19 protein-coding genes are annotated in these 22629 nt (G+C 65.6%); 7 read left to right on the forward strand and 12 right to left on the reverse strand.

The features are described from left to right. Positions 1-54 precede the first annotated feature (54 nt). Positions 55-2211 carry an ABC transporter substrate-binding protein gene (locus HHL15_RS00535; protein WP_206198518.1) on the forward strand — a complete coding sequence of 719 codons (2157 nt, stop codon included), beginning with the start codon at positions 55-57 and terminating at the stop codon, positions 2209-2211. Positions 2212-2215: 4 nt separating this feature from the next. On the opposite strand, the gene HHL15_RS00540 is transcribed toward HHL15_RS00535, so the two are convergent. The 10 genes from HHL15_RS00540 to HHL15_RS00585 all read right to left on the reverse strand — a co-directional run bounded on the left by HHL15_RS00540 (position 2216) and on the right by HHL15_RS00585 (position 13590). Continuing rightward, entirely contained in the window at positions 2216-2683 is a 468-nt protein-coding gene (locus HHL15_RS00540) for a DUF4405 domain-containing protein (RefSeq protein WP_169143867.1), read from the reverse strand. Further along, the gene (locus tag HHL15_RS00545) at positions 2676-3608 is read right to left on the reverse strand and encodes an FAD:protein FMN transferase (RefSeq protein WP_169143868.1); all 933 of its coding nucleotides are present in this window, start codon (positions 3606-3608) and stop codon (positions 2676-2678) included. Before HHL15_RS00545 ends, HHL15_RS00540 begins: the two co-directional genes overlap by 8 nt. Further along, complete coding sequence (locus HHL15_RS00550) at positions 3605-4177, reverse strand: FMN-binding protein (RefSeq protein WP_169143869.1); 573 nt, start codon at positions 4175-4177, stop codon at positions 3605-3607. The genes HHL15_RS00545 and HHL15_RS00550 overlap by 4 nt, the downstream gene beginning before the upstream one ends. A 90-nt stretch (positions 4178-4267) precedes the next feature. Beyond that, a complete protein-coding gene (locus HHL15_RS00555; protein ID WP_169143870.1) occupies positions 4268-5668 on the reverse strand; it encodes a porin in 1401 nt (466 codons plus the stop codon). A gap of 43 nt (positions 5669-5711) precedes the next feature. Further along, positions 5712-6893: a cytochrome-c peroxidase gene (locus HHL15_RS00560; RefSeq protein ID WP_169143871.1), complete on the reverse strand. Its 1182-nt coding sequence runs from the start codon at positions 6891-6893 to the stop codon at positions 5712-5714. 240 nt (positions 6894-7133) lie between these two features. Continuing rightward, positions 7134-7772, reverse strand: coding sequence for a DUF4136 domain-containing protein (locus HHL15_RS00565; protein WP_169143872.1), 639 nt, complete (start codon positions 7770-7772; stop codon positions 7134-7136). Positions 7773-7829: 57 nt separating this feature from the next. Continuing rightward, complete coding sequence (locus HHL15_RS00570; RefSeq protein ID WP_169143873.1) at positions 7830-10997, reverse strand: error-prone DNA polymerase; 3168 nt, start codon at positions 10995-10997, stop codon at positions 7830-7832. Between the two features lie 77 nt (positions 10998-11074). Beyond that, positions 11075-12949 (reverse strand): S8 family peptidase, encoded by a 1875-nt coding sequence (locus HHL15_RS00575; protein WP_169143874.1) that lies wholly within the window; start codon positions 12947-12949, stop codon positions 11075-11077. Beyond that, positions 12946-13266 carry a hypothetical protein gene (locus HHL15_RS00580; RefSeq protein WP_169143875.1) on the reverse strand — a complete coding sequence of 107 codons (321 nt, stop codon included), beginning with the start codon at positions 13264-13266 and terminating at the stop codon, positions 12946-12948. The genes HHL15_RS00575 and HHL15_RS00580 overlap by 4 nt, the downstream gene beginning before the upstream one ends. 72 nt (positions 13267-13338) lie before the next feature. Next, entirely contained in the window at positions 13339-13590 is a 252-nt protein-coding gene (locus tag HHL15_RS00585; RefSeq protein WP_169143876.1) for a hypothetical protein, read from the reverse strand. Positions 13591-13746: 156 nt separating this feature from the next. Between HHL15_RS00585 and HHL15_RS00590 the strand changes: the two genes are divergently transcribed. From HHL15_RS00590 to HHL15_RS00615, 6 genes are all read left to right on the forward strand, one after another. Then, on the forward strand, positions 13747-14571 hold the full coding sequence (locus HHL15_RS00590; RefSeq protein ID WP_169143877.1) for an MOSC domain-containing protein: 825 nt from the start codon (positions 13747-13749) through the stop codon (positions 14569-14571). 230 nt (positions 14572-14801) lie between these two features. Then, positions 14802-15770, forward strand: a complete 969-nt coding sequence (locus HHL15_RS26835; protein WP_169143878.1) for a cytochrome c3 family protein — start codon at positions 14802-14804, stop codon at positions 15768-15770. After that, positions 15763-16377 (forward strand): cytochrome b/b6 domain-containing protein, encoded by a 615-nt coding sequence (locus HHL15_RS00600; RefSeq protein ID WP_169143879.1) that lies wholly within the window; start codon positions 15763-15765, stop codon positions 16375-16377. Before HHL15_RS26835 ends, HHL15_RS00600 begins: the two co-directional genes overlap by 8 nt. A gap of 48 nt (positions 16378-16425) precedes the next feature. Then, a complete protein-coding gene (locus HHL15_RS00605) occupies positions 16426-16776 on the forward strand; it encodes a c-type cytochrome (protein WP_169143880.1) in 351 nt (116 codons plus the stop codon). 67 nt (positions 16777-16843) lie between these two features. Further along, entirely contained in the window at positions 16844-17824 is a 981-nt protein-coding gene (locus HHL15_RS00610; RefSeq protein ID WP_169143881.1) for a DmsE family decaheme c-type cytochrome, read from the forward strand. A 15-nt stretch (positions 17825-17839) separates the two neighbouring features. Continuing rightward, entirely contained in the window at positions 17840-19975 is a 2136-nt protein-coding gene (locus HHL15_RS00615) for an MtrB/PioB family decaheme-associated outer membrane protein (RefSeq protein WP_169143882.1), read from the forward strand. 133 nt (positions 19976-20108) lie between these two features. On the opposite strand, the gene ettA is transcribed toward HHL15_RS00615, so the two are convergent. Next, the gene (gene ettA, locus HHL15_RS00620; protein WP_169143883.1) at positions 20109-21773 is read right to left on the reverse strand and encodes an energy-dependent translational throttle protein EttA; all 1665 of its coding nucleotides are present in this window, start codon (positions 21771-21773) and stop codon (positions 20109-20111) included. 89 nt (positions 21774-21862) lie between these two features. Beyond that, complete coding sequence (locus HHL15_RS00625; protein WP_169143884.1) at positions 21863-22435, reverse strand: N-acyl amino acid synthase FeeM domain-containing protein; 573 nt, start codon at positions 22433-22435, stop codon at positions 21863-21865. Between the last annotated feature and the right edge of the window lie 194 nt (positions 22436-22629).

The raw sequence follows: 22629 nt of genomic DNA on the forward strand, positions 1-22629 counted from the left end.
GCTTCCTTGGCGTGCGCTGCCGCGGATCCGGGCACATCCGGTAGACTGCGGAACATGCGCGTGACACTCCGATTTTTTTCTTCGATGGTGGCGGCCGGTGTGCTGGCCGGCTGCGGACAGGTCTGGAACGACCCTTATCCGGCTGCGGAGCGTGGCAGGAGCATCCTGTACTCGGCTTTCACCCAGCGCCCCAAGCATCTGGATCCGGTCCAGTCTTACAGTGAGGACGAGGCCACCTTCCTGTACCAGATCTATGAGCCGCCCCTGCAGTATCACTACCTCAAGCGGCCCTTCCAGCTGGCGCCGGGCACCGTGGAGAGCATGCCGGTGCTGCGTCAGTACGACCAGGAAGGCCGGCTCCTGCCTGAGGGGGGCGATCCAGCCCGGGTTGCCCGCAGCGAGTATGAGATCCGGATCCGGCCGGGCATCCGCTATCAGCCGCATCCGGCGTTTGCCCAGGGCAGCGACGGCAAGCCGCTGTATCTCGACCTGAAGGCCGGTGATGTCGCAGACAAGCGCACACTCGCGGATTTTCCGCAGACCGGGACCCGCGAGCTGACGGCCGAGGATTACGTCTACCAGATCAAGCGCCTGGCCCATCCAAGGCTGCATTCTCCGGTACTGGAGCTGATGGGCGATTACATCATCGGGCTGAAGGCGCTGCACCAGCGCCTTCAGGACGACGACAAGGCCCGGGGAGGGCAGGCCTGGATTGATCTGCGCAAATATTCGATGGAGGGGGTGGAGCTGGTAGATCGCTACACCTACCGGATCCGCCTCAAGGGGGCCTACCCCCAGTTCCCGTACTGGCTGGCAATGCCCTTCTTTGCGCCGGTTCCCCATGAGGCGGACCGCTTCTTTGCCCAGCCGGGAATGGCTGAGCGGAATCTCACACTGGACGGCTGGCCGATAGGCACCGGGCCGTACATGCTGCAGGAGAATAATCCCAACGCCCGGATGACCCTTGTCCGCAACCCCAATTTCCACGGCGAGGCCTATCCCTGCGAGGGTGAGGCGGAGGACAAGGATGCCGGTCTGCTGGCCGATTGCGGCAAGCCACTGCCCTTCATCGATAAGGTGGTGTTTACGCGGGAGAAGGAGAGCATTCCCTACTGGAACAAGTTTCTGCAGGGCTACTACGATGCGTCCGGGGTGTCGTCGGACAACTTCGACCAGGCTGTGCAGATGGGGGGCCAGGGGGATGTCGCGCTCAGCGACGAAATGACGGCCAAAGGCATCAGGCTGAATACTTCAGTTGCGCCCACGGTGATGTACATGGGCTTCAACATGCTCGATCCGGTGGTGGGTGGCGGAGGTGAACGGGCGCGCAAGCTGCGGTTGGCCCTGTCGGTGGCGATCGATCAGGAGGAGTTCATCTCGGTCTTTCAGAACGGCCGGGGTGTGCCGGCCATGCATCCGATTCCGCCGGGGATCTTTGGCCACCGGACGGGGGAGGCGGGGATCAACCCCCAGGTCTACGATTGGGTGGATGGCAAGCCCCTGCGCAAGCCGGTGGAGGAAGCCCGCCGCCTGCTCGCCGAGGCGGGCTATCCCGGTGGGCGCGACAGCAAGACCGGCGAACCCTTGGTGGTGAACCTGGACACCACGGGGAGCGGCATGGGGGACAAATCCACGCTTGACTGGCTGTCCAAGCAGCTGCGCAAGCTGGATGTCCAGCTGGTGGTGCGGGCCACCGATTACAACCGCTTCCAGGACAAGATTCGCAAGGGCAATGCCCAGTTGTTCTACTGGGGCTGGAACGCGGATTATCCCGATCCGGAGAACTTCCTGTTCCTGCTCTACGGCCCGCAGGGCAAGGTCAAGAGCCAGGGGGAGAACGCCGCCAACTACCAGAATGCAGAGTACGACCGGCTCTTCGAGCAGATGAAGGCGATGCCCGACAGTCCGGAGCGTCAGGTCATCATTGCGCGCATGCTGGCCATCCTCCAGCACGACGCGCCGTGGGTCTGGGGCTTCTACGAGAAGGCCTATACCCTGCAGCATGGCTGGTTGTTCAATCGCAAGCCGGGCAAGATCATCCGCAACACACTCAAATACCAGCGCATTGATGTGGCCCAGCGGGAGCGCATGCGGGCTGAATGGAACAATCCGGTGTTGTGGCCGCTGTTCCTGGTGCTCATGGCGGGGGCGGCGCTGGTGGCGCCGGCGGTTGTTCACTACCGCCGCCGGGAGCGTTCCGCGGGCGCCTGACGGCTTAGGCGGGGTCCGTGTGGCGTTGTCGGTGTGCCTGGCTCACATGCACGGCCAGCCCCAGGGGCAGGGCGGCGCCCAGCGCGATGTGGCTGGTGCCGGCGAGGGCGCGGACCTCTTCATCGGACAGGTAGTACAGCCCGTAGCCGGTCAGGATCAGGAGCAGCCAGAACAGGGCCAGGGCGCCGCCATGCGGCCTGTGGCGGCCCTGTTTCCAGGCCGGCAGCAGGTGATTGCCCCACAGGCTCCCGAACACCGCGAGCCCGAACAGGGTGGCGGCGCCGTGCAGTCGCATGGCCCAGGTTTCAAGGGGGTGGCGGGCGGCGAATTCGGGCAGGGGCAGCAGATAGTGGGCAATCAGCCAGAGCGTGCCGCTGGCCAGCAGCAGCGCGCTGCTCCAGTAGGCGGCGAGTCGCTGGCGTCGTCCGGGGCGCACCGCCTTGCGCGGCCGCTGGTGCAGAGCTTCATGCATCGGGGTGGTCTCCTGGGGGATGGGGGCGATTGACTGCCTGCCAGAAGCCTGGGCTTGCGTGGAGGTGTCCTGCAGGGTCGATGATGGCCGCGTGGCAGTCCTGTTCGTCCAGGATGGGCTGGCTGTCCGGGCCGAGCAGGCCCACGATCTTGGTCATGCCGTCGGCCAGCCAGCACTCCGGTGCCAGCACCGTGACACTGCGCGCCTGGGCCGGGCGGATGCCGCTTGCCGGGTCGACCAGGGGAGACAGGCCCGCGTTGCGGCCCGTGCGTCCCAGCAGGATCTCCCCCGAGGTGGCCAGGGCGCCGTGGTCCAGCTGGCCGAGAGGCAGCGTTTCCCGGGCCTCGGCAGGTGTTCGCAGATGAACGGGAAACCCCGGTGTGCCAGGTGTCCGGTTCAGGACGCGCAGGTCGCCGCCGGCATTTACCAGGGCACGGAGAGGCGCGTGTTCCGCCATGGCCTCGATGGCGGCATCGACCGCGTAGCCCTTGGCGAGGCCGCCCAGATCCAGCCAGAGCGGCTGCGAAAAATATACCGTCCGCGCAGCCTCGTCGAGCTGGATGCACGACCAATGTCCTGCTTTTTCAGGCAGCGGCGCGGGGGCTGGCAGCAGGGCCGCCCGCACCAGGTGGGGAGCGATGCTGGGATCGAATCGGCCAGCGGAGATCCGGGCCAGGTAGAGCGCCCGGCGCAACACCGCGAGGGTGTCGGAGCCGACTGGGACGGGCTGGCGGTGGGCTTCCCGGTTCACACGGCTGAGCTCGCTGTCCGGGCTGTGGAAGCTCATCGCCTGGTGCACCGCCTCGATGCGCAGGAAGGCCACCTCGATGGCCCGTTCGGCCTGTGTTGCGTTCTCGGCGATGACCTCCACGTGCACGTAGGTGCCGAGCAGGGGGCGTGTGCGTCGGGCGGGAAAGCCGTTCATCTGGCGGAGGTTTTTGCCAGCTGGGTGTGCAGGGCCATCAGACGCTGCACACCGGCGGTGAGGTGGGCACAGGAGAGGGTCGCGCCGCTGATGTTCTTGATGTCTTCACCGAAGCGGAAGGGCGTGTCTACTCGGCGCCCGGAGAATTGCCTGCGCCAGCTCGGGGTCCGCACCTCGAAGCCGTGGGTCTCGCGATACTCCAGGATCTCCAGGCTCCGCACGCTTCCGTCGGCCCCCAGGGCCAGGGCATAGGTGACCCATTCGACCTTACCGATCACGTCGTCGATGTAGAGCGTGCCGAGCAGCCGGGAGCCGGCCCAGGCTTCGAACAGCCGTACCTCGCCGCGTTGGCGTACTGGCGCCACGGCGTCCAGTCCATGCAATTGCTCGCTGCTCAGGCGCAGGCTGCGTGCGTCGAAGCGGTCCGCTTCGGGGAAGGCCGCATGGGCGGCCTGCTCGGGGCTCATGGAAGCGGCCGCCTGCACGCTGGGTGGATACAGTGCGGGCAGCCCGGCGCTGACCAGGGCGACGAGGGGCGTGGTGGTCCAGGCCTTGGTGGTGGTGTTCATCGCGTGACGATCCCTGAAGCTGGAAGGCCCGGCCGGCCAAGGAGGCCGCCGGGCGGTGACAAAGCCGGTCAAGACCGGTGAACCGGTTCCTTAGAACTGGTAGCCAATGCCCAGGTTGAGCCGGTCGCGGCTGCGATCGACCTGGAAGCGCTGGATGTCGGCCTTGAGGACCACATTCTCACCCACTTTCAGGTTGGCGCCGGTGGTCAGGACCTTCTCATCCTGCAGGGGGCTGGCGCCGACCCAGGCCGGTGCGGCATAGCCGGAGGCCGTATTGAAGACTTCATAGCGGGCAAACGGGCTCAGCTGATATTCGCCGTGTTCCCAGATCCGGTAGGCTGCCTGGGTGTACCAGCCAAAGAAGGTCTTGGGCACCAGGGTGCCTCCGGCGAGCTGGACATTGAGCTCGTTCGTGTCAGTGATGGTGCCGCGGGCATACAGAGCGGCGAGGTCCCAATTGCCGGGGGTCCATCGGGCGTGGGCGTCCCACAGGGTGATCCGGGCGCCGCTGGCGTACTGACCGGCGTTGGCGGTGGAAGGGTCCTTGAGCTTGTGCGAGGCCTTGCCCGAGAAGATGCCGGCGCCCACATCGAGGCCCGGGGTGCCACGCCAGCTCACTGCGGCATAGGCCGACAGATTATTGGAGCGTGCGAACTGGCCTTCCTGGTGGATCGAGGCGAGAGGCGATTCCTGGCCTTCGGTACTGCTGCGATCCCACTTGTTCAGATCGAAGCCGCTGGTCATGCCGATGTCCCAGCGCAGGCCGGCATCGCTGACACCAAAGGCGGACAGGCCGACTTCACGCCAGGTGCTGGGAATGATCGCCGTCTCGACGAAGTTGCGCTCCACCCCATAGTAGGTGAGCGGCTCGTGCTTGAGATTGAGGAAGCCCAGCGGGATCAGGAAGAGGCCGCCCTTGAGGCCGACGTTGTCGTTGAGGCGATGCTCGACATACACCTGCTCGATGGCCGCCTCGCCGGAATCGTCTGCAGACGTTACGGCATGTTCGAACTCCAGTTCGGTGACGATGCGGGTGCGCTCGGAAGCCTGATGGGAGACGCCCAGCACCACGCGACGGACGTCGATCTGGGTCTGGCTCTGGTTGCGGAAGGGGCGGTTGTAGCTGATCTCGCCATAACCGAAGAAGCTGGTCGGGCTGGCCGGGGCGGCGAGCGGTGAGGTGTAGGGCTCGCGGGCGGCCAAGCTTGTCGCGGTCGGTTGCACAGCCGGTGCCGACGCGGCAGCTGCGGCAGGTGCAGTCGATGCGGCGATGGCAACTGGGGTGGCCGGGGTGGCCGGCCGGACTGCAGCCGGCGGGCTGGCCGGCTGCGCGGCCACCTGGGCCTTGACCGTCTTGAGCTCCGCCTTCACGGCTTCGAGTTCAGCGGCCAGCTTTTCGAAGCGGGCCAGCAGCTTGGCATCACTCGCCGCGTGGGCGCCACCGGCGGGAAACAGGGCGGCAAGGGCCAGGCAGAGGGGGGTGATCTTCATTGGGGCGACTCCGGAAGGTGAAATTCGGTGGAGGAGAGAAGGCTCAGGGGGTGTAGCCGTCGGTCAGCGTGCCGAGGAAGCTCACCAGGTCGGCAATCTCCGTCTCGTTGAGGGCCGGTGTCTCGCCCCGGCTGCGGTTGTAGGGGGCCTCGGTGGTATTCACATTGCGCTGGTAGGCGAGGGGCAGGTCGTTGAACTTCTGCACCAGGCCGTTGCTGTCTGTGGGGTACCACTCTTCCGGGTTGGTGTCCCGCCGGACGTAGAAGCGCACGGCGTCGGTAAGGTTCTTGATGGCGCCGTTGTGGAAGTAGGGGGCGGTTTTGGCTACGTTGCGCAGGCTGGGAACCCGGAATGCACCGCACAGATCGCCCCGCGAGGCCAGGTCGGTCCGGGTTGGTCCACACAGGCCCAGGTCGTAGTAGGCGGGGTCGGCATTGGCGGCGATCTCCATGTTGCGGGGTACGCCCAGCACGTCGTAGGTGTTGTCGGTGAACAGCGCGGGATTGCCATTGACGCCGCTGCTGACGTGACAGGCGGCGCAATTGCCCTTGTTGGGGTCGTTGAACAGGGACCAGCCCCGCAGTTCGGCGGCGTTGAGCTGGGTCTTGCCGGCTTGCCAGAGGTCGAACTTGCTGCTGAAAGGCGCGAAGTCGGGGTCTTCCTGCTGGTATTGCTGCAGCGCGTATTGCAGGCGGGCAAAGGCGTCGGCGGGACGATCCAGGATGTCATCGCCGAACACCCGGCGGAACTCGGCGGCGTGGCTGGAGCGCTTGAGCTTGGAGACCACGTCCTCGACGCTGAGGTTGGCCATCTCGTTGGGGTTGAGCAGGGGGCCGGCGGCCTGTTCGGCGAAGCTGGCAGCGCGTCCATCCCAGGTGAAGCCACCGGTCGGCGTCCCATCCTTGTCAAAGAAGAAGGCGGTATTGAACTTCAGGTACTGCAGGGAAGGTGCCTGGCGGCCGGCTTCGTGGCCGGGACTGGCACCAGCGGGGACGGAACGGGTGTCCGGTGCGGCGTGGTGGTTGTTCTTGTCGTGGCAGCTGGAGCAGGACTGGCTGCCGGTGCTGGACAAGAGGGGCTCGTTGAAGAGCTTCTCGCCTATCTGCGCGGCGGCAGACAGGGTGGAGGGGGTGGTCCCCGTTCCTGATCCTCCACCTCCGCCGCCTCCGCAGGCGGCAAGGGTGAGCACCAGCAGGGTACAGGCGGCACGGGCAAGGCTGCGCATCGAATGGCTCCAGTCGTTCGGCGGAAAAGTCCGCGGGCGGCGACACAACGCGAGGCGTTGTCGTGATTTCTCGTCGCTGGCTGGCTGGGCTGGTCGAGGCCTGACGTGGCTGGCTTGCGCAGGCAAGAGGCTTGCAGTGCAGCCTTCTTGCAAATAAGAATTGTTCGCATGTTAAGGCTGGTTAAGAAATTGAGCAATACCCATTTCAATGAAAGGGTCTTGTCAGGATTCAGTCAGGAATCAGCGGATGGGCAGGAGGCCCTCGTCCCTCAACTTGCCGCCAACCAGTTTGATGAGCTCCTCGATGACCTGGGCCGAAGAGCGTGGATTGAGTGTTTCGCTGACCGCGGTCCACACCGGCTTGCCTTCGGGTAGACGGTAGAGCAGGGTTTCGACGACAACAGTAGTGTTGTTCACGGTGTAGCCGGGGGTGGTGTAGACATAGGGATAGAAGGTGTAAAAGCTGCTGTAGCGTGGCCCGAAGCGCCGGAACATGAGATCGGGGCCGACTTGGGTCTGGGGCGGAACGACTGTCTGCGAGGTGTCCACGGACACCAGGCGGGCGACCAGCGCGGCGTCGTAGCCCCCAGCGGTGAGACGTTCGCGCACGCTTGCGGATTCGAGTAAGGGATCAACGTCGAGCGTGTGTCCGGCGCTGGCGCCATAGCCGGCGGGGAGGGACTGGACGACCCTGTTTTCGGCCATGCGGCGCAGGTTGTCGTCCTTTGCCGCGACAAAGACGACAAGCTTGCGGGGGGTGATGCCATTGTCCTGATTGTCCCGCCATACCGACTTGAGGGTCGAGTTGCTGCAGCCTGTCAGGAGCAGGAGGGCGGCGATCAGGCCGGTGACGAGTCTGAGGGGGCTGAGCGCTTGCATTGAAAGCTCCGGAATAGGCAGGTTGTGCACGCGCAGACCACGGCCCTGGCGCAGGGTTCAATGAAAGTCCCGGCTGCGGGGGCTCAGGCGTCCAAGCTGGGCCGAGCGGTCAACCACCCGCTTGGCGTGCAGGTGCACGATGTCGCCCTGGCGGCTGATCTGCCCATACACACCGAGCAGGGTGGCGCCCAGCAGGATACGGCGTTCGGCCTCAAGCAGCTCGGGGCGGACGATCACGTTGATCCACCCGGTTTCGTCTTCGAGGGTGACGAACATCGTGCCCTTGGCCGTCCCCGGCCGTTGCCGGCAGGTGACGACGCCGGCGGCCCGGGCCAGCTTGCGGTCGGGGCAGCTGGCGATTTCAGCGGCGCTCAGAAAGCGCTCGGCGCTGAGCAGGCCGCGCAGGAAGCTGAGAGGGTGCCGGCCCAGGCTGAAGCCCAGGCGAGCATAGTCGGCGATGATGTCCTGGGTTTCCGCGGGGGCTGGCAGGGTGGCGGTGGCATCGGCCGGGTCGGTCACGGGGGAGGCGTGGAGCAGGCCCGGTGGCGCCTGGCTGCCGGCCGCAGCCCACCTGGCCTGGTGGCGGTGGCCGGCCAGCCGGGCGAGGGCGCCTGCGCTGGCCAGGCATTCCGTCTCGGCCGGGACGAGCGCAGCCCGCAGGACGAGGTCGGACACTGAAGCAAAGGGGCGGATCCGGCGTGCCGCGCTGATTCTTGCGGCGGCGGCCGCATGGAGGCCCTTGACCAGGCGGAGGCCGAGGCGTGCTGCCGGCGTCGCCGGGGATGTGGCGGACGGCTCAAGGGTGCACTCCCAGTCGCTGGCGGTGACATCCACGGGGCGCACCTCCACCTGGTGCCGGCGGGCGTCCTGGATCAATTGGGACGGGCCGTAGAAGCCCATGGGCTGGCTGTTGAGCAGGCCGCACAGGAAAGCCGCCGGGTGAAAGCATTTGATCCAGGCCGATACATAGACCAGGTGGGCGAAGCTGGCGGCGTGGGATTCGGGAAAGCCATAGCTGCCGAAGCCCTGGATCTGCCTGCACAGGGCATCGGCAAAATCCTTGCGATAGCCGCGTTGCAGCATGCCGTCGGTGAGCTTCTGCTGGTAGCGGGTGAGTTCGCCCTGGCGCCCCCAGGCCCCCATGGCGCGTCGCAGCTGGTCGGCTTCGCCGGGGGTGAAGCCGGCGGCAACCATGGCCAGCTGCATGACCTGCTCCTGGAAGATGGGCACGCCATGGGTGCGGGCCAGCACGGGCTCGAGCTCGGGGTGGGGGTAGTCGATATCCTCATGGTGGGCCAGCCTGTCGCGGGCCGTGAGGTAGGGATGCACCATGCCCCCCTGGATGGGGCCGGGACGGACGATGGCGACCTCGACCACCAGGTCGTAGTAGCGCCTTGGGCGCAGGCGCGGCAGCATGCTCATCTGGGCGCGGGACTCCACCTGGAACACACCCATGGCATCGGCCTGGCACAGCATGTCGTAGACGGCTGCCTGCTCGCGCGGCACCCTGGACATCTCGAAGGAGGCTTCGCCCTGCCAGGCGGCGATCAATTCGAAGCTGCGACGGATGGCTGACAGCATGCCCAGGGCCAGCACATCGACCTTCATCAGGCCGAGGGTTTCCAGGTCTTCCTTGTCCCACTGGATGATCGTGCGGTTTTCCATCGCGGCGTTTTCGACCGGGGCCAGCTCCACCAGGGGGCCGCGGGAGATGACGAAGCCGCCCACGTGCTGGGACAGGTGGCGGGGGAAGCCGATGAGTTCGTTGGCCAGCTCCAGCAACAGGCTCACCCGAGGGCTGTCCGGGTCGAGCCCGGCTTCCCGGATCCGCTCGGGCGCCACCTGGCGGCCGTCCCACCAGGCCAGGCGGCGGGTCAGCTGGTCCAGCTGGCCGGGATCGAAGCCGAGGGCGCGGCCCACATCGCGCAGCGCGCTGCGGGGCCGGTAGCGGATCACCGTAGCGGCCAGCGCGGCCCGGTCGCGGCCGTACTTGGCGTAGATGTACTGAATGACATCCTCCCGCCTGTCGTGCTCGAAATCCACGTCGATATCGGGAGGTTCGTCCCGTTCCCGGGAGATGAAGCGCTCGAAGAGCAGGGTGGCTTCCTCGGGGGCCACCTCGGTGATGCCCAGGGCGTAGCACACCACCGAATTGGCCGCCGAACCCCGCCCCTGGCACAGGATGCCCTGGCTGCGTGCAAAGCGGACGATGTCCTCGACGGTGAGGAAGAAGGCTTCGTAACGCAGCTCCGTGATCAGGGCGAGCTCCTGCTCGACCCGGGCCCGGATGTCGCCGGGGATGCGGCTTTCTCCGTCCGGACCAGGAGGGTAGCGGCGGCTCAGCCCGTGGGCGACCAGTGCCGTCAGGTGGCTGCTGGCGGTGAGGCCTGGCGGGATGATCTCCTCGGGATACTCGTAGCGCAGTTCGCCCGGCGAGAAGCTGCACTGCCCGGCGATCTTGAGGCTTTCGGCGATCCATTCGGGCGGATGGCGCCGGGCCAGCACCGCGGGAGCCTGGAGATGGCCTTCCGCGTTGGCCTCCAGGCGATAGCCTGCCTGGTCCAGGCTGGTCCGGTGGCGCAGGGCCGCGAGCACATCGGCCAGGCGCTGCCTGTCGGCACAGTGCATCCGTGGCGCCCCGGTACTGACCACCGGGATGCCGGCCTGCCGCGCCGCGTGGGCTATCAGGCTCTGCCGCCGGGCGTCGTCGGGCCCCAGCGGAAGCAGGGCCGCGATCCATGCCCGGTCGGGGAAGGCATCTGCCAGCCATAGGGCGTCGGCAGCCAGCAGGGAAAGCGCCGCGCTGCCGTCATCCGGAGGCAGCAGCAGGGCCAGGCAGCCGTCGAGCCCGCTTTCCAGATCGCCGCGCCGCAGGCAGTACTGGCCCTTGGGGGCGGCCTGGCGTCCCAGGCTGATCAGCCGGACCAGGCGTCCGTAAGAGTGGCGGTTCGTGGCCAGCAGGACGACCCGGGGGCCGTCGGCCAGCTGGATCACCGTTCCGACGATGAACTTGAGGGTGGGCTGCCGCTGCCACTGGGCATAGCCACGGACCATGCCAGCCAGGGAGCACTCATCCGTCAGGGCCAGTGCGGCATAGCCCAGCTCTGCCGCCTGCGCGACCAGTTCCTCAGGGTGGGATGCGCCGGTCAGGAAGCTGAAGTTGCTGCGGCAGTAAAGCTCGGCAAAAGCGGTGGGAGAAAAGGGGGATGCATTGGCGCTGGACATGAGTTGACTGTATAAATAAACAGTTATTCATGCAAGCGCCAGCGGGGAAGGGCCTGCCGTTCGGGCAGACCGGGGGGTCAGGACCTCGATGTCACGCTGCCATGGCGCAGCAGGGAGGCCAGGGCCGCCAGCAGCCCGAGGAAGGCAAGGCTGGCGAGATCCAGGGCACCTCCGCCGCCGCCGCCGGAAGACTTGGCCGGCGCGGCCTGCACGTCGATGCTGGCCTGGCTGCTGCCTTGCCGCCCAGCCTCCGTGGTGACGGTGAGGGAGACAACATAGGTTCCGGCCGCCGGTACGGTAAAGCTGGGACTGGCCACGTTGTCGGCACTGAAGCTGCCGGCCTGGGGACCGCTGACCTGGACCCACTTCCAGGCCACGATGCGGCTGCCGTCGGCGCTCGTGCTGGTGGAGGCGTCCAGGGTCAGGGCAGCCTGGGCGGTGGGGGTGCCGCTGAACGTGATGTGAGCCACCGGTGCGATTGCGGCAGTGGCCAGTGCGGCAGCCACCGCGCTGTGGGTGTTCAGCATGCCGGCACCGCAGGTGGTTGTGGTGCAGTTGCATTGTCCGTCGGAGGTGACCACCGGGCAGGTGGGCAGGCTGGCATCGGTGGGGAAGGATGTGGCGCTCTGCTTGATGAGCCGGGTGATCTCGCTGCCGCTCAGGGCCGGGTTGGCTGCCAGCATCAGGGCCGCGGTGCCGGCGACAAGGGGCGTCGCGAAGCTGGTGCCGACGGTGACATCGTTGATGCCGGTATAGCCATTGCCGGCAGGCACCGTGCTGCCCAGGTCGATGGTGTTGATCAGGGGGAACAGGCAGGGCTGCCCCGCCACCACGTTGACGCAGTTGCCGGCCGGCGCACTGACGCCGACCTGCGCGCCGTAGCTCGAATAGCCCACCTTCGTTCCGACATGGCGGATCCCCGCCACGGCCAGGACCCCGGCGCAGTTTGCCGGCTCCAGGACAGGGCCGGTCTCGTTGCCGGCGGCGGCGACGACCAGGGCACCCGCCGTCTGGATCTCGGCGATGGCCGCGGCGAAGGCGGCGCTGCAGCTGCCCTCTCCACCCAGGCTGACGTTGATGACCCGCGCCGGGTTGGGGTTGGCGGGGACGCCGGGAACGCTCAGGCCGGCCGCCCAGCGCATGCCGGCAATGATGTCCGAGTCGAAACCGCCGCACTTGCCCAGCACGCGCACGGGCAGGATGCGGCTGGCGCCCGCCATCCCGGCGATCCCGCGGGAGTTGTTGGTTTCCGCTGCCACGATGCCCGCCACCTGCGTGCCATGCCAGCTGCTGGTGGTGGGCAGGGTGGTGCTGCAGAGGTTGCGCAGGGTGGCGTTGGCCAGGTCGGCGCTGGAAAGGTAGTCCCCCGGATCGGACGGATCCGGGTCCCGCCCGTTTTGACCGTCGCCGGACAGCAGGTCGTCCGAGATGAAGTCGTAGCCGGGCAGCAGGCGCGGGGCCAGGTCTTCGTGGTCGGTGCGCACGCCGGTGTCCACCACCGCGACGATCACGCCGGCGCTGCCGCCGGTCAGATCCCAGGCGGCCTGGGCGTTGGTGGCCGCGGGCTGGGTGGCGCTGGGAGCGTGCAGGTACCACTGGAAGCCGAAGAGAGGGTCGTTCGGCACGGCCAGGGCCTTCTTCAGGCGGTCGGGGACGGCATATTCGACATCCGCATCCCTCGACAGCCGGCGCGCCAGGGCCTCCGAACTGAGGCCGTTGGCACGGATCACATGGATGTCCTGGCCGGGTTGGCCTGCCAGGCGGGTGGCGAGCCCCAGGCGCTGACCCAGCGTTTCGACCCGGCCGGCGGCCTGGATCTGCTTGAGGGGCGAAGCGGCCTTGAGCTTGACGATGACCCGGGCTTCAAGGGTGTCCGCTGCCATTGCCGTGGCGGCATGCAGGGTGGGGAGGAGGGTGGCCAGTGCCAGGCACAGGCGTGGGAGGAGGCTCATCGGGGGTCCTTGATGTGGTCGGTTTGCACGTGGGTGATGCCGGCTTGTGCCCGCAAGGCTTCCATGGCCTCTTCGCAGCCGCTGGTGTGCGGGCAGCTCAGGCGGTAGGCGTGGCTCTGGGCGGAGAGGCTGGCTGCAAAGCGCAGCCTGGCTCCTGCCTTGGCCAGCCGTGCCAGGAGCTGCGGGTCGTCACCACGGACAGGATCGGCAAAACCGATGATGATCCGGTACTCCACCACATCATCGGGGTGTGCCACCGCACAGGCGGATGCGCCGCACAGTAGGGCAAGGAGGGTGATCAGGTGGCGGACAGGCATGCCGGGAGTCTTGCGGAGAACGCGCGAACCCGGTTTATGCCATAACCGTATTGCTGCTGTCATCCCTTGATGTCATTTCCGCGGACGTCCGCGGGTCGGTCCGCCCGGCGCCGGAGTTGCAGCGGGCTTGCCGTATTCCTTGAAGACACGCTTGGCATCCTGTTCGGCGCGCAGCTGGGTGCAGATCGACGGATCATCATCGTGGCCGCTGAAATAGCCGGCCGCCTGGGCCTTCATGACGAGCTGGATTGCCGCATGCTCGGTCAGGCCGAAGCGTTCGAAAAGGAGGGTGGCGACTTCATCCAGGTGTTCTTCGTAGGTCATGGCGTGGTGAGGGTGCTTGCAAAGACGGCATTGTAGCGCGCCCCTCCGGCCGGGCTTTCCGGAGACGAAGGTCATTTCCGCCAGAGGATGCACGCAGCGATAATCCTGCGGGCGGCTCCAACCGGACCCGCCAGACATGCGATTGGACCAATTCCCATGCCCACTTCCCAGCCTGTGCTTGATGCCCTCTATCACTACCCGGTCAAGTCGATGGCCGGTCTGCGCCTCGACAAGGCCGTGCTGTCGCAGCAAGGTCTTCCCTTCGACCGTTGCTGGATGGTTGCGGATGCCCGCGGCCGTTTCGTCACGGGGCGCGAGTATCCGGAGCTGGTCCTGGTCGGCGCCAGCCCGGCCGCCGACGGGGTGACCCTCTCCGCAGCCGGCCGTCAGGCCTTGTTCGTGCCGAACACCGCCTTCGACAAGCCGATCGATGCCACGGTGTGGGGCGATGCCTTCCAGGCCTGGGAAGGGGCTCGCGAAGCGGATGCCTGGATCTCGGGCTTCATCGGGGCGCCGCTCAAGTTGCTGTGGACCGGTGCCCGTACTGCCCGGCGGGTCCGGACCGAGAGCCAGGTGCCGCTGTCCTTCGCCGATGGCTTTCCATTGCTGCTGATCGGTCAGGCTTCGCTGGACGATCTGTGTGCCCGGATCGGCCGTCCTCTGGCCATGACGCGCTTCCGGCCCAATCTGGTGGTGAGCGGCGCGCCGCCCTACGCGGAGGACAGCTGGAAGCGGATCCGCATCGGGGACGCCGTGCTGCGTATCGTCAAGCCGTGCGAGCGCTGCGTGTTCACCACGGTGGATCCGGATACCGGCACCCGTGGGCTCGACCAGGAGCCGCTGCGCACCCTGGCGGGCTACCGCCGCACACCGGCTGGCGTGATCTTCGGGCAGAACGTCGTGGCCGACAGCGAAGCTGAGATCATCCCCGGGATGCCGGTCGAGGTTCTTGAATGCGTGAGCCAGGGCCCGGCTGCCTGAGGGCTTTGGCTAGGGGTTTTCCCTCGTTTGGGTAGAAAAGTATGTAATAAAGTTTGAATCAGCAAACGCTGATGAATATGCTGTCTGATGTACCGGGTACCCGGATCTGCTGCCGGGAGGGGCTTCCAGCCTTGATTTCCATCAAGTCATGGTCAATTAGCTGCATCGTTTCATCCTGTAAAAATGAGTTAAGAAGATAATTTCCAGCATTCGAAAACTGAGGAAGTCACGTGATCGGTCATATCAGGAAAACCCTGTGGCGCCTCCTCGCGCTACTGGCCGTGCTGGCGGCGGTTCCGGCGCTGGCTGACGATCCGCCCAGCCCCGCTGAGCTGGCAAAGATACGGACGGGCAATGCAGCCTGTCTGGCCTGTCACTCCGAGGCGGGGCTCAAGAAGCCGCCCAAGGATGGGATGGACCTCAAGGCCCTGCGCAAGTACCTGGTGCATGCGGATACCTACGCGGCATCCGATCACGGCCAGATGGCCTGCACCAAGTGCCATGGCGACGGTTACGACGACCACCCCCATGCCGCCAAAGCCCGCGAGGAGCTGTCCGAATGCCAGGACTGCCACGCTCGCAAGGCGATGCGCATCGAACGCCAGTTCGACAAGTCGGTACACGCAGAGAACCTGAGCGACAGCTTTACCTGCGCCACCTGCCACGACGCCCACACCATGGCCCTGGCGAGCAAGCTCCGCGATCCGCACAAGATCGTCGCCCAGGACAACAAGATCTGCCTCGACTGCCACGATTCCGACCTGGCCTTCGCCCGCATCGCCCCCGAGAAGAAGAAGCGTCCGCCCATCGACGACATCCATGACTGGCTGCCCAACACCCGCCTGCACTGGAAGGCCGTGCGCTGCATCGAGTGCCACACCCCCGCGGAAGACAAGCTGTCCCTGTCCCATGAGATCCAGAACAAGGACAAGGCGGAGAAGAAGTGCGCCACCTGCCATAGCGCCAACACCTCGCTGAACGCCCGGCTGTATCGCCACCTGGCCACCGAAGAGCAGCACAAGTACGGTTTCATCAACAGCGTGATCCTGGGCACTTCTTATGTGGTCGGTGCCACCCGCAACCCCACCCTGGACTTCGGCCTGATCATCCTGTTTGCCGCCACCGTTGTCGGCGTGCTCGGGCATGGCCTGGTCCGGATCATCACCACGCGTCTGCGCAGGAGCAAGAAAAATGACTAAGCGCGTCTTCATGCTGCCCCTGTGGATCCGCCTGTGGCACTGGAGCAATGCCCTCGCTATCACCGTGCTGGCGGTCACCGGGATCAGCCTGCATTTCTCCGACCCGGCCCTGCCGCTGGTGGAGTTTTCCCTGGCGGCCCGCATCCACAACGTGACGGGGGTGATCCTGGTCGGGCTCTACGCCGTCTTCGTGATCGGCAACATCGTCACCGGCAACTGGTGGCAGTACGTGCCCAAGCCGCCCGGCATCATCCAGCGCTGCTTGCGGCAGATGCAGTACTACGGCTCCGGCATCTTCAAGGGCGAGCCCGAACCCTTCCCGCCTACACCCGAGACCAACTTCAATGCCCTTCAGGCGGTGACCTACTGGTCGATCATGTACCTGGTGCTGCCGGCGGTGATCGTCAGCGGCCTGATCTTCCTGTACCCGCAGTTCTCCCCGGACACCCTTTTCGGCCTCGACGGCTTGCTGCCGATTGCCCTGGTCCACTACCTGGGGGCGGCGGTGATCATCCTGTTCGCGGTCAGCCACATCTACCTGGGGACCATGGGCCCCAAGGTGTCCAGCCTGTTCAAGATGATGTTCACCGGCTGGTACGAGCACTGAATTCTCAAGCGCATAGCCACACACGACAGACCCCTCAAGGAGAGACCCATGAAAGTGAAACCGAGCATCGCCCTGATCGGCGGCCTTTGGGCCTGCTGCCTGTTCGCCTCGTCCTCAACCTTTGCCATGGATGCTGATGAGGCCCAGGCGCTGGCCAAGAAGGAGGGCTGCCTGAAGTGCCACGCGGTGGACAAGAAGAAGGAAGCCAAATCCCTCAGCGAGATCGGCAAGTCCCTCAAGGGCAAGCCGGACGCCAACGCCAAGCTCATCCACCATTTCACCTCGGGCGAAAAGGTCAAGTTCGAGGACGGCAAGGAAGAGGAGCACAAAGTCATGAAGACGAAGGACAAGGCGGCCATGCAGAACCTGGCCGAGTGGATCCTTTCCCTCGCCAAGTAAGCTGCAGATGCAGAGCGGGGCTTGCGACCCGCTTCAAGAAACCGATAGCAGGACCAGGGAGAAAGACATGAAATTCTTGCGACAGTTGTTCGCCTCGTGCCTCGTGCTCGGGGCCCTGGCCGGCGCTTCAGTGGCCCCGGCCGCCGACGCTCCAGCCGGTGCCAAACCGGCGGCCAAGGATCTCGTCCTCAAGGGCGACGCCAAGTGCACCAGTTGCCACGATGAATCGGACGAACCCAAGCTCCTGCATATCGGCAAGACCAAGCATGGCACCGTCGCCGATGGCCGCACGCCCAGCTGTACCAGCTGCCACGGTGAGAGCGACCTGCACACCAACAATCCACAAAAGCTCAAGGACCGCCCCGCAACGGACCGCAACTTCAGCAAGAGCTCGAAGCTGACCGCCGAGGAAAAGAGCGCTGCCTGTACCACCTGTCACCAGGGGGGCAAGCACATGAACTGGAACACCAGCGCCCACGCCAACCGGGATGTCGGTTGTACGTCCTGCCACCAGGTGCACGTCGAGAAGGACAAGGTCCGCGACAAGCGCGCCCAGGCTGAGGTCTGCTACACCTGCCACAAGCAGCAGCGCTCCGAACTGAACCGGCCGTCGCACCACCCGATCCCGGAAGGCAAGATGAGCTGCTCGGACTGCCACAATGCCCATGGCTCGGCCGGCCCGAAGATGCTGGTCAAGGACACCACCAACGCCACCTGCTACACCTGCCACGCCGAGAAGCGCGGCCCCTTCGTGCACAACCACCAGCCGGTGGTCGAGGATTGCGGCAACTGCCACAACCCCCACGGCACCACCGCTGAGGCCATGCTCAAGGCCCGTCAGCCCTTCCTGTGCCAGCAGTGCCATGCCGATGCCGCCCACCCGGGCAACGTGCCGGCCATCCGCGCCAACATGCCCAATGCCGTCAGCAGCAACATCGGCCCGGGCTATGCCCAGGCCCGGGGCTGTTCCAACTGCCATACCAACATCCACGGCAGTAACAGCCCGAGCAATGCGACGTCGAGCGGACCCTTCCGCTTCTTCCGCTGATCGAGGAGAGGGATCATGAAAACGCATTCCATTTTCCGGCCGACCCTCCTGGTGATCGCCCTGGCGGCAGCCTTTCCGATGGCCCCCGCGTGGGCCGAAGACGATGTGGCTGAACTGACCTCGCCCAACACCACCGAAGCGGCGCTCAACCTGCCCTATACCGACAAGGCCAACCCCCTGTACCGCCAGTACAACGGTGTGACCAAGGAGGGGGTGAGCACCAATGTGGACGTGGACATCGTCCGGCGCCGGGACGCCGACTGGTTCCGCGTCAATGCACGCAACCTGGGGTTGCGCACCCAGGAGGCCGGCATCTCCTACGAACGGCAGGGCGACTGGTCGATCAGCCTGGACTATGACCAGATCCCACGCTTCAGCCCCTACGAGGTGAGCACCGCGGTGAGCGGGGTGGGCTCCACCCGAATCGTGCAGCCGAACATCGCCAATACCGCGGCGGCGGCCAACAACCCCAACCTGTACGACGTGACCCTCAAGACCGAGAGGGAGATCACCACCCTGGCAGCCAGCAAGTTCCTGCTGCCCGGCCTCAAGCTGGGCTTCTCGGTGAAGAACGAGGACAAGGTGGGAAGCCGCATGAGCGGCGTGCGCGGCGTGACTGGAACGGGGGCCAATCCGGCCAACATCTACAGCGCCTTCCTGTTTGCGCCGGAGCCGATCAACCAGAACCACAAGCAGATGGAAGCCACGGTGGAATACACCACCGAGAAGTACCAGATCGCCGCGGGCTTCTACGGCAGCTTCCTGGGTACCAAGCAGAACGCCCTGAATGTGATCCCGGGTACCAACACGGCACTGGTGGCGGCCAACCTGTCGCCCATCGCCCTGGCGCCGGACAACTCGGTGCAGCAGTTCTATGCATCGGGTGCCTACAACTTCTCGAAGGACACCCGGGCCAATCTCAAGGTGGCGTGGTCGGAAGGGCGCCAGGACGACAACTTCCTGACCGGCCAGCCGACCCTCGCCGGCATCGGCGGCAGCCTCAATGCCAAGGTGCAGACCACCGAGGTCTATTCGTCCCTCACCTCGCGCCTGAGCAAGGACCTCAAAGTGCTGGCCTCCTGGCGCTACGAGGACCGCCAGGACAAGACCCCGATCCGCATCTTCGGCACCACCACCAGCGCCGGGGTGACCACCAACTACCTGAACAACCCCGAGTCCCATACCGCCAACTGGGGCAAGCTCGAGGCCAACTACCGCCTGGGTGCCGGCTTCAACCTGACCGGCGGTTTCGACTACAGCAACAAGAGCAGCAAGGAATGGGAGCGCCACGATGTGTCCGAGCTCACCAGCCGTCTGGCGGTGTCCAGGACCATGGGCGACAGCGTGAATGGCACTCTGAGCTTTGCCCACTCCGAGCGCAAGGGCTCCGAGTGGAACAACGGCACCACGCCGCCCATCCTGCCGGTCTACCTGGCCGACCGGAACCGCGACCGCGTCCGCGGCATGCTCGATGTCGCCGCAAGCGAAGCCCTCAATGTCCAGTTCGCCTTCGAAGCCTTCGTCGACGACTACAACAAGAGCACCTATGGCCTGGACAAGGGGCAGGGGCAGATCTTCTCGGTGGACGGCAGCTACGCGCTCAGCGATGTCTGGAAGTTAAATGCCTGGTACACCAAGCAGACCGGAGAGACCCGCCAGTATGCCCAGGGCGCGGTGTGCACCACCGGCAATGGCAGCAACTGCACCGTCAATACCTTCCGCACCGGCACGCTGGTGCAGTGGGATGCCAACCTCAAGCAGGACTCCGACCAGTTCGGCATCGGCCTCAACGGGCGGGTTGCCAAGGTGGATCTGGGTGCCCAGCTGCTGATCTTCCAGGACAAGAACAAGCAGGAACTCAGCAACATGCCGGCCACTACCTGCACCAATGCCAGCTGCTCGACCACCGGCGCGGTGGCGGCCGGCATGGGCGTGCTGCCGGACACCAAGTACACCCAGAACACCGTCAAGCTGTTCGGCATGTACCCGGTGAGCAAGGCCACCCGGGTGCGCCTCGACTACATCTACGACCTGCGCAAGATGGACGACTACACCTGGAGCAACTGGGTGTATGCGGACGGCACCCGGGTCTACGTGAAGCCTGAGCAGACAACCCAGGTGATCGGCCTGTCGCTGCTGCATTCGTTCTGAGGGCTACGGGCCGGGCGTCTTCTGTCGCCCGGTCTCGTGCACGCCCCCCGCCAAATAAAAAAGCCCCGGCCTGAACCGGGGCTTTCTGCTGGCCTCAAACCGGTCGAAACCGGCCTGAGAGCGCTTCAGGCGCTCAGCGGCTGATCGGCTTGTAGCGGATCCGCTTGGGCTTGGCACCTTCCTCGCCCAGACGCTTGCGCTTGTCTTCCTCGTACTCCTGGTAGTTGCCGGCGAAGAAGGTCCATTGGGAGTCCCCCTCGGCGGCCAGGATGTGGGTACAGATCCGGTCCAGGAACCAGCGGTCGTGGGAGATGATCAGCGCACAGCCGGCAAACTCCAGCAGTGCGTCTTCCAGGGCCCGCAGGGTTTCCACGTCAAGGTCGTTGGACGGTTCGTCGAGGAGCAGCACATTGCCGCCGTCCATCAGGGTCTTGGCCAGGTGCAGGCGGCCGCGCTCGCCCCCGGAGAGGTTGCCCACCAGCTTTTGCTGGTCGCCGCCCTTGAAGTTGAAGCGGCCGATGTAGGCCCGGCTGGGCATCTCGAACTTGCCGATGGTGAGGATGTCAGCACCGCCAGCGAGCTCGTCGAACACCGTCTTGCCGCCATCCAGGCAGTCGCGGGACTGATCCACGTAGGCGATCTTGACCGTCGGCCCGACCACCACTTCACCGGCGTCCGGCTTGTCCTGGCCGGTGATCATCTTGAACAGGGTGGATTTACCGGCACCGTTGGGGCCGATGATGCCGACGATGGCGCCCGCCGGAATGCTGAAATTCACCTTGTCCATCAGCAGCTTGTCGCCAAAGCCCTTGGACACGTCGGTGAACTCTATGACCTTGTCGCCGAGGCGCTCGCCCACGGGGATGAAGATCTCCTGGGTTTCGTTGCGCTTCTGGTATTCGACGCTGGACATTTCCTCGTAGCGGGCGATACGCGCCTTGCTCTTGGCCTGGCGCGCCTTGGGGTTGGAGCGGACCCACTCCAGTTCCTGCTTCATGGCCTTGATGCGGGCGCCTTCCTGCTTGGATTCCTGCTCCAGGCGGGCTTCCTTCTGCTCCAGCCAGCTGGAGTAGTTGCCCTTCCAGGGAATGCCGTGGCCGCGGTCGAGTTCGAGGATCCATTCGGCGGCGTTGTCGAGGAAGTAGCGATCGTGGGTCACCGCCACCACGGTGCCCGGGAAGCGCACCAGGAACTGCTCCAGCCATTCGACCGATTCGGCGTCCAGGTGGTTGGTCGGCTCGTCGAGCAGCAGCATGTCGGGGCGGGACAGGAGCAGCTTGCACAGGGCCACGCGGCGCTTCTCGCCACCGGACAGGGGGCCGACCTTGGCGTCCCAGGGCGGCAGGCGCAGCGCATCAGCGGCGATCTCGAGCTGGGTTTCCACGTCGGCGCCGCTGGTGGCGATGATGTTCTCGTAGCGGGCCTGCAGTTCGGCCAGCTTGTCGAAGTCGGCGTCCGGCTCGGCGTAGGCGGCATACACCTCCTCGAGCTTCTGCTTGGCTTCCATGACCTCGCCGAGGCCGGATTCAACCTCTTCGCGGACGGTCTTGTCCGGGTCGAGCTGGGGTTCCTGGGGCAGGTAGCCGATGGACATGTTGGGTTGCCACTGGACCTCGCCGTCGAATTCCTTCTCGACACCGGCCATGATCCTGAGCACGGTGGATTTGCCCGAGCCGTTCAGGCCGAGCAGGCCGATCTTGGCGCCGGGGAAGAAGGACAGGGAGATGTCCTTGATGATCTGCCGCTTGGGCGGAACGACCTTGCTCACGCGGAGCATGGACATGACATATTGGGCCATGGGAGATATCCGGTAACGCGAAAAAACAAAGGCGAGACTTTACCCGAGTTGCCCTGACCTTGCGGGGAGTTTGTCGAGTCCGGCAGTGCTCAGCCGCAGGCGCTCAGCACGTCTTCCTGCTCATCGCTGGACAGGAAGTAGGTGTAGAGGGAGCGGGCCTCGCAGGAAGGGGTGACTTCCAGCAGGGCAATCTGCCGGTCCACATGGCTGAGGTCCAGGTGTAGCAGCACGGCGGGGGCGTTGCCCACCCGCGGGCATGGCTTCTCTTCGCCCAGCTGCACGAAGCCCAGCATGCGCCGGTAGAAGCCGACGTGGCGCGGGTGTACCTCGATCACCAGGTCGGTCGCGCCGCGGATCAGGCGTCCATGGATGTAGATGAGGTTGAACAGGCTGCCCAGCACTTCCAGGGTGTTGTGGGGGGTATCGAGGGCCAGCCGGGTGATCTCGCACAGACGCACTCCGGGGCCGCGGAGAAGGGCCAGTTCATGGCTGTAGAGCTGGTCGGCGTGCAACCCTCCCGGGCCGTCGAGGCCGAGGGTGGCGGTACCGAAGACTTCTTCCCCGCAGGACGCCGCCAGGGTAATGCTGTTGGCCGGGCTGCAGGATTCCGGATGGGCGGGCAGGCCACGCCAGGCGTAGCGCCTTTCGATCAGCTGGCGCACTCCGCGCTCGTGCTGTTTCGGGTCGGCGCAATGGACTTCGTAAGCGCGCGAAAACGTGCGTGGCTTGCCGGTCTGGAGTGACGACCCGCGATGATGCGTCTGCCGGGCAGGCTGCAGGACGATCTGGGAATCCGCTGAAAGAATAGTCACAAAAACGTAAAAATCGAAAATATCAGGTCAGCGGACTTTTTACA

Origin of the sequence: Zoogloea dura (assembly GCF_012927165.1) — a bacterium.
In the GTDB taxonomy this organism is placed as follows: Bacteria; Pseudomonadota; Gammaproteobacteria; order Burkholderiales; family Rhodocyclaceae; genus Zoogloea; species Zoogloea dura.

Bases quoted from the DNA above. Each gene is read 5' to 3' on its own strand.
- HHL15_RS00570 (WP_169143873.1), bottom strand. From the start codon at position 10,997: ATGTCCAGCGCCAATGCATCCCCCTTTTCTCCCACCGCTTTTGCCGAG.
- HHL15_RS00585 (WP_169143876.1), bottom strand. From the start codon at position 13,590: ATGACCTACGAAGAACACCTGGATGAAGTCGCCACCCTCCTTTTCGAA.
- HHL15_RS00545 (WP_169143868.1), bottom strand. From the start codon at position 3,608: ATGAACGGCTTTCCCGCCCGACGCACACGCCCCCTGCTCGGCACCTAC.
- HHL15_RS00555 (WP_169143870.1), bottom strand. From the start codon at position 5,668: ATGAAGATCACCCCCCTCTGCCTGGCCCTTGCCGCCCTGTTTCCCGCC.
- HHL15_RS00580 (WP_169143875.1), bottom strand. From the start codon at position 13,266: ATGCCTGTCCGCCACCTGATCACCCTCCTTGCCCTACTGTGCGGCGCA.
- HHL15_RS00575 (WP_169143874.1), bottom strand. From the start codon at position 12,949: ATGAGCCTCCTCCCACGCCTGTGCCTGGCACTGGCCACCCTCCTCCCC.
- ettA (WP_169143883.1), bottom strand. From the start codon at position 21,773: ATGGCCCAATATGTCATGTCCATGCTCCGCGTGAGCAAGGTCGTTCCG.
- HHL15_RS00535 (WP_206198518.1), top strand. From the start codon at position 55: ATGCGCGTGACACTCCGATTTTTTTCTTCGATGGTGGCGGCCGGTGTG.
- HHL15_RS00590 (WP_169143877.1), top strand. From the start codon at position 13,747: ATGCCCACTTCCCAGCCTGTGCTTGATGCCCTCTATCACTACCCGGTC.
- HHL15_RS00605 (WP_169143880.1), top strand. From the start codon at position 16,426: ATGAAAGTGAAACCGAGCATCGCCCTGATCGGCGGCCTTTGGGCCTGC.
- HHL15_RS00610 (WP_169143881.1), top strand. From the start codon at position 16,844: ATGAAATTCTTGCGACAGTTGTTCGCCTCGTGCCTCGTGCTCGGGGCC.
- HHL15_RS00600 (WP_169143879.1), top strand. From the start codon at position 15,763: ATGACTAAGCGCGTCTTCATGCTGCCCCTGTGGATCCGCCTGTGGCAC.
- HHL15_RS00550 (WP_169143869.1), bottom strand. From the start codon at position 4,177: ATGAACACCACCACCAAGGCCTGGACCACCACGCCCCTCGTCGCCCTG.
- HHL15_RS00565 (WP_169143872.1), bottom strand. From the start codon at position 7,772: ATGCAAGCGCTCAGCCCCCTCAGACTCGTCACCGGCCTGATCGCCGCC.
- HHL15_RS00560 (WP_169143871.1), bottom strand. From the start codon at position 6,893: ATGCGCAGCCTTGCCCGTGCCGCCTGTACCCTGCTGGTGCTCACCCTT.
- HHL15_RS00615 (WP_169143882.1), top strand. From the start codon at position 17,840: ATGAAAACGCATTCCATTTTCCGGCCGACCCTCCTGGTGATCGCCCTG.
- HHL15_RS00540 (WP_169143867.1), bottom strand. From the start codon at position 2,683: ATGCATGAAGCTCTGCACCAGCGGCCGCGCAAGGCGGTGCGCCCCGGA.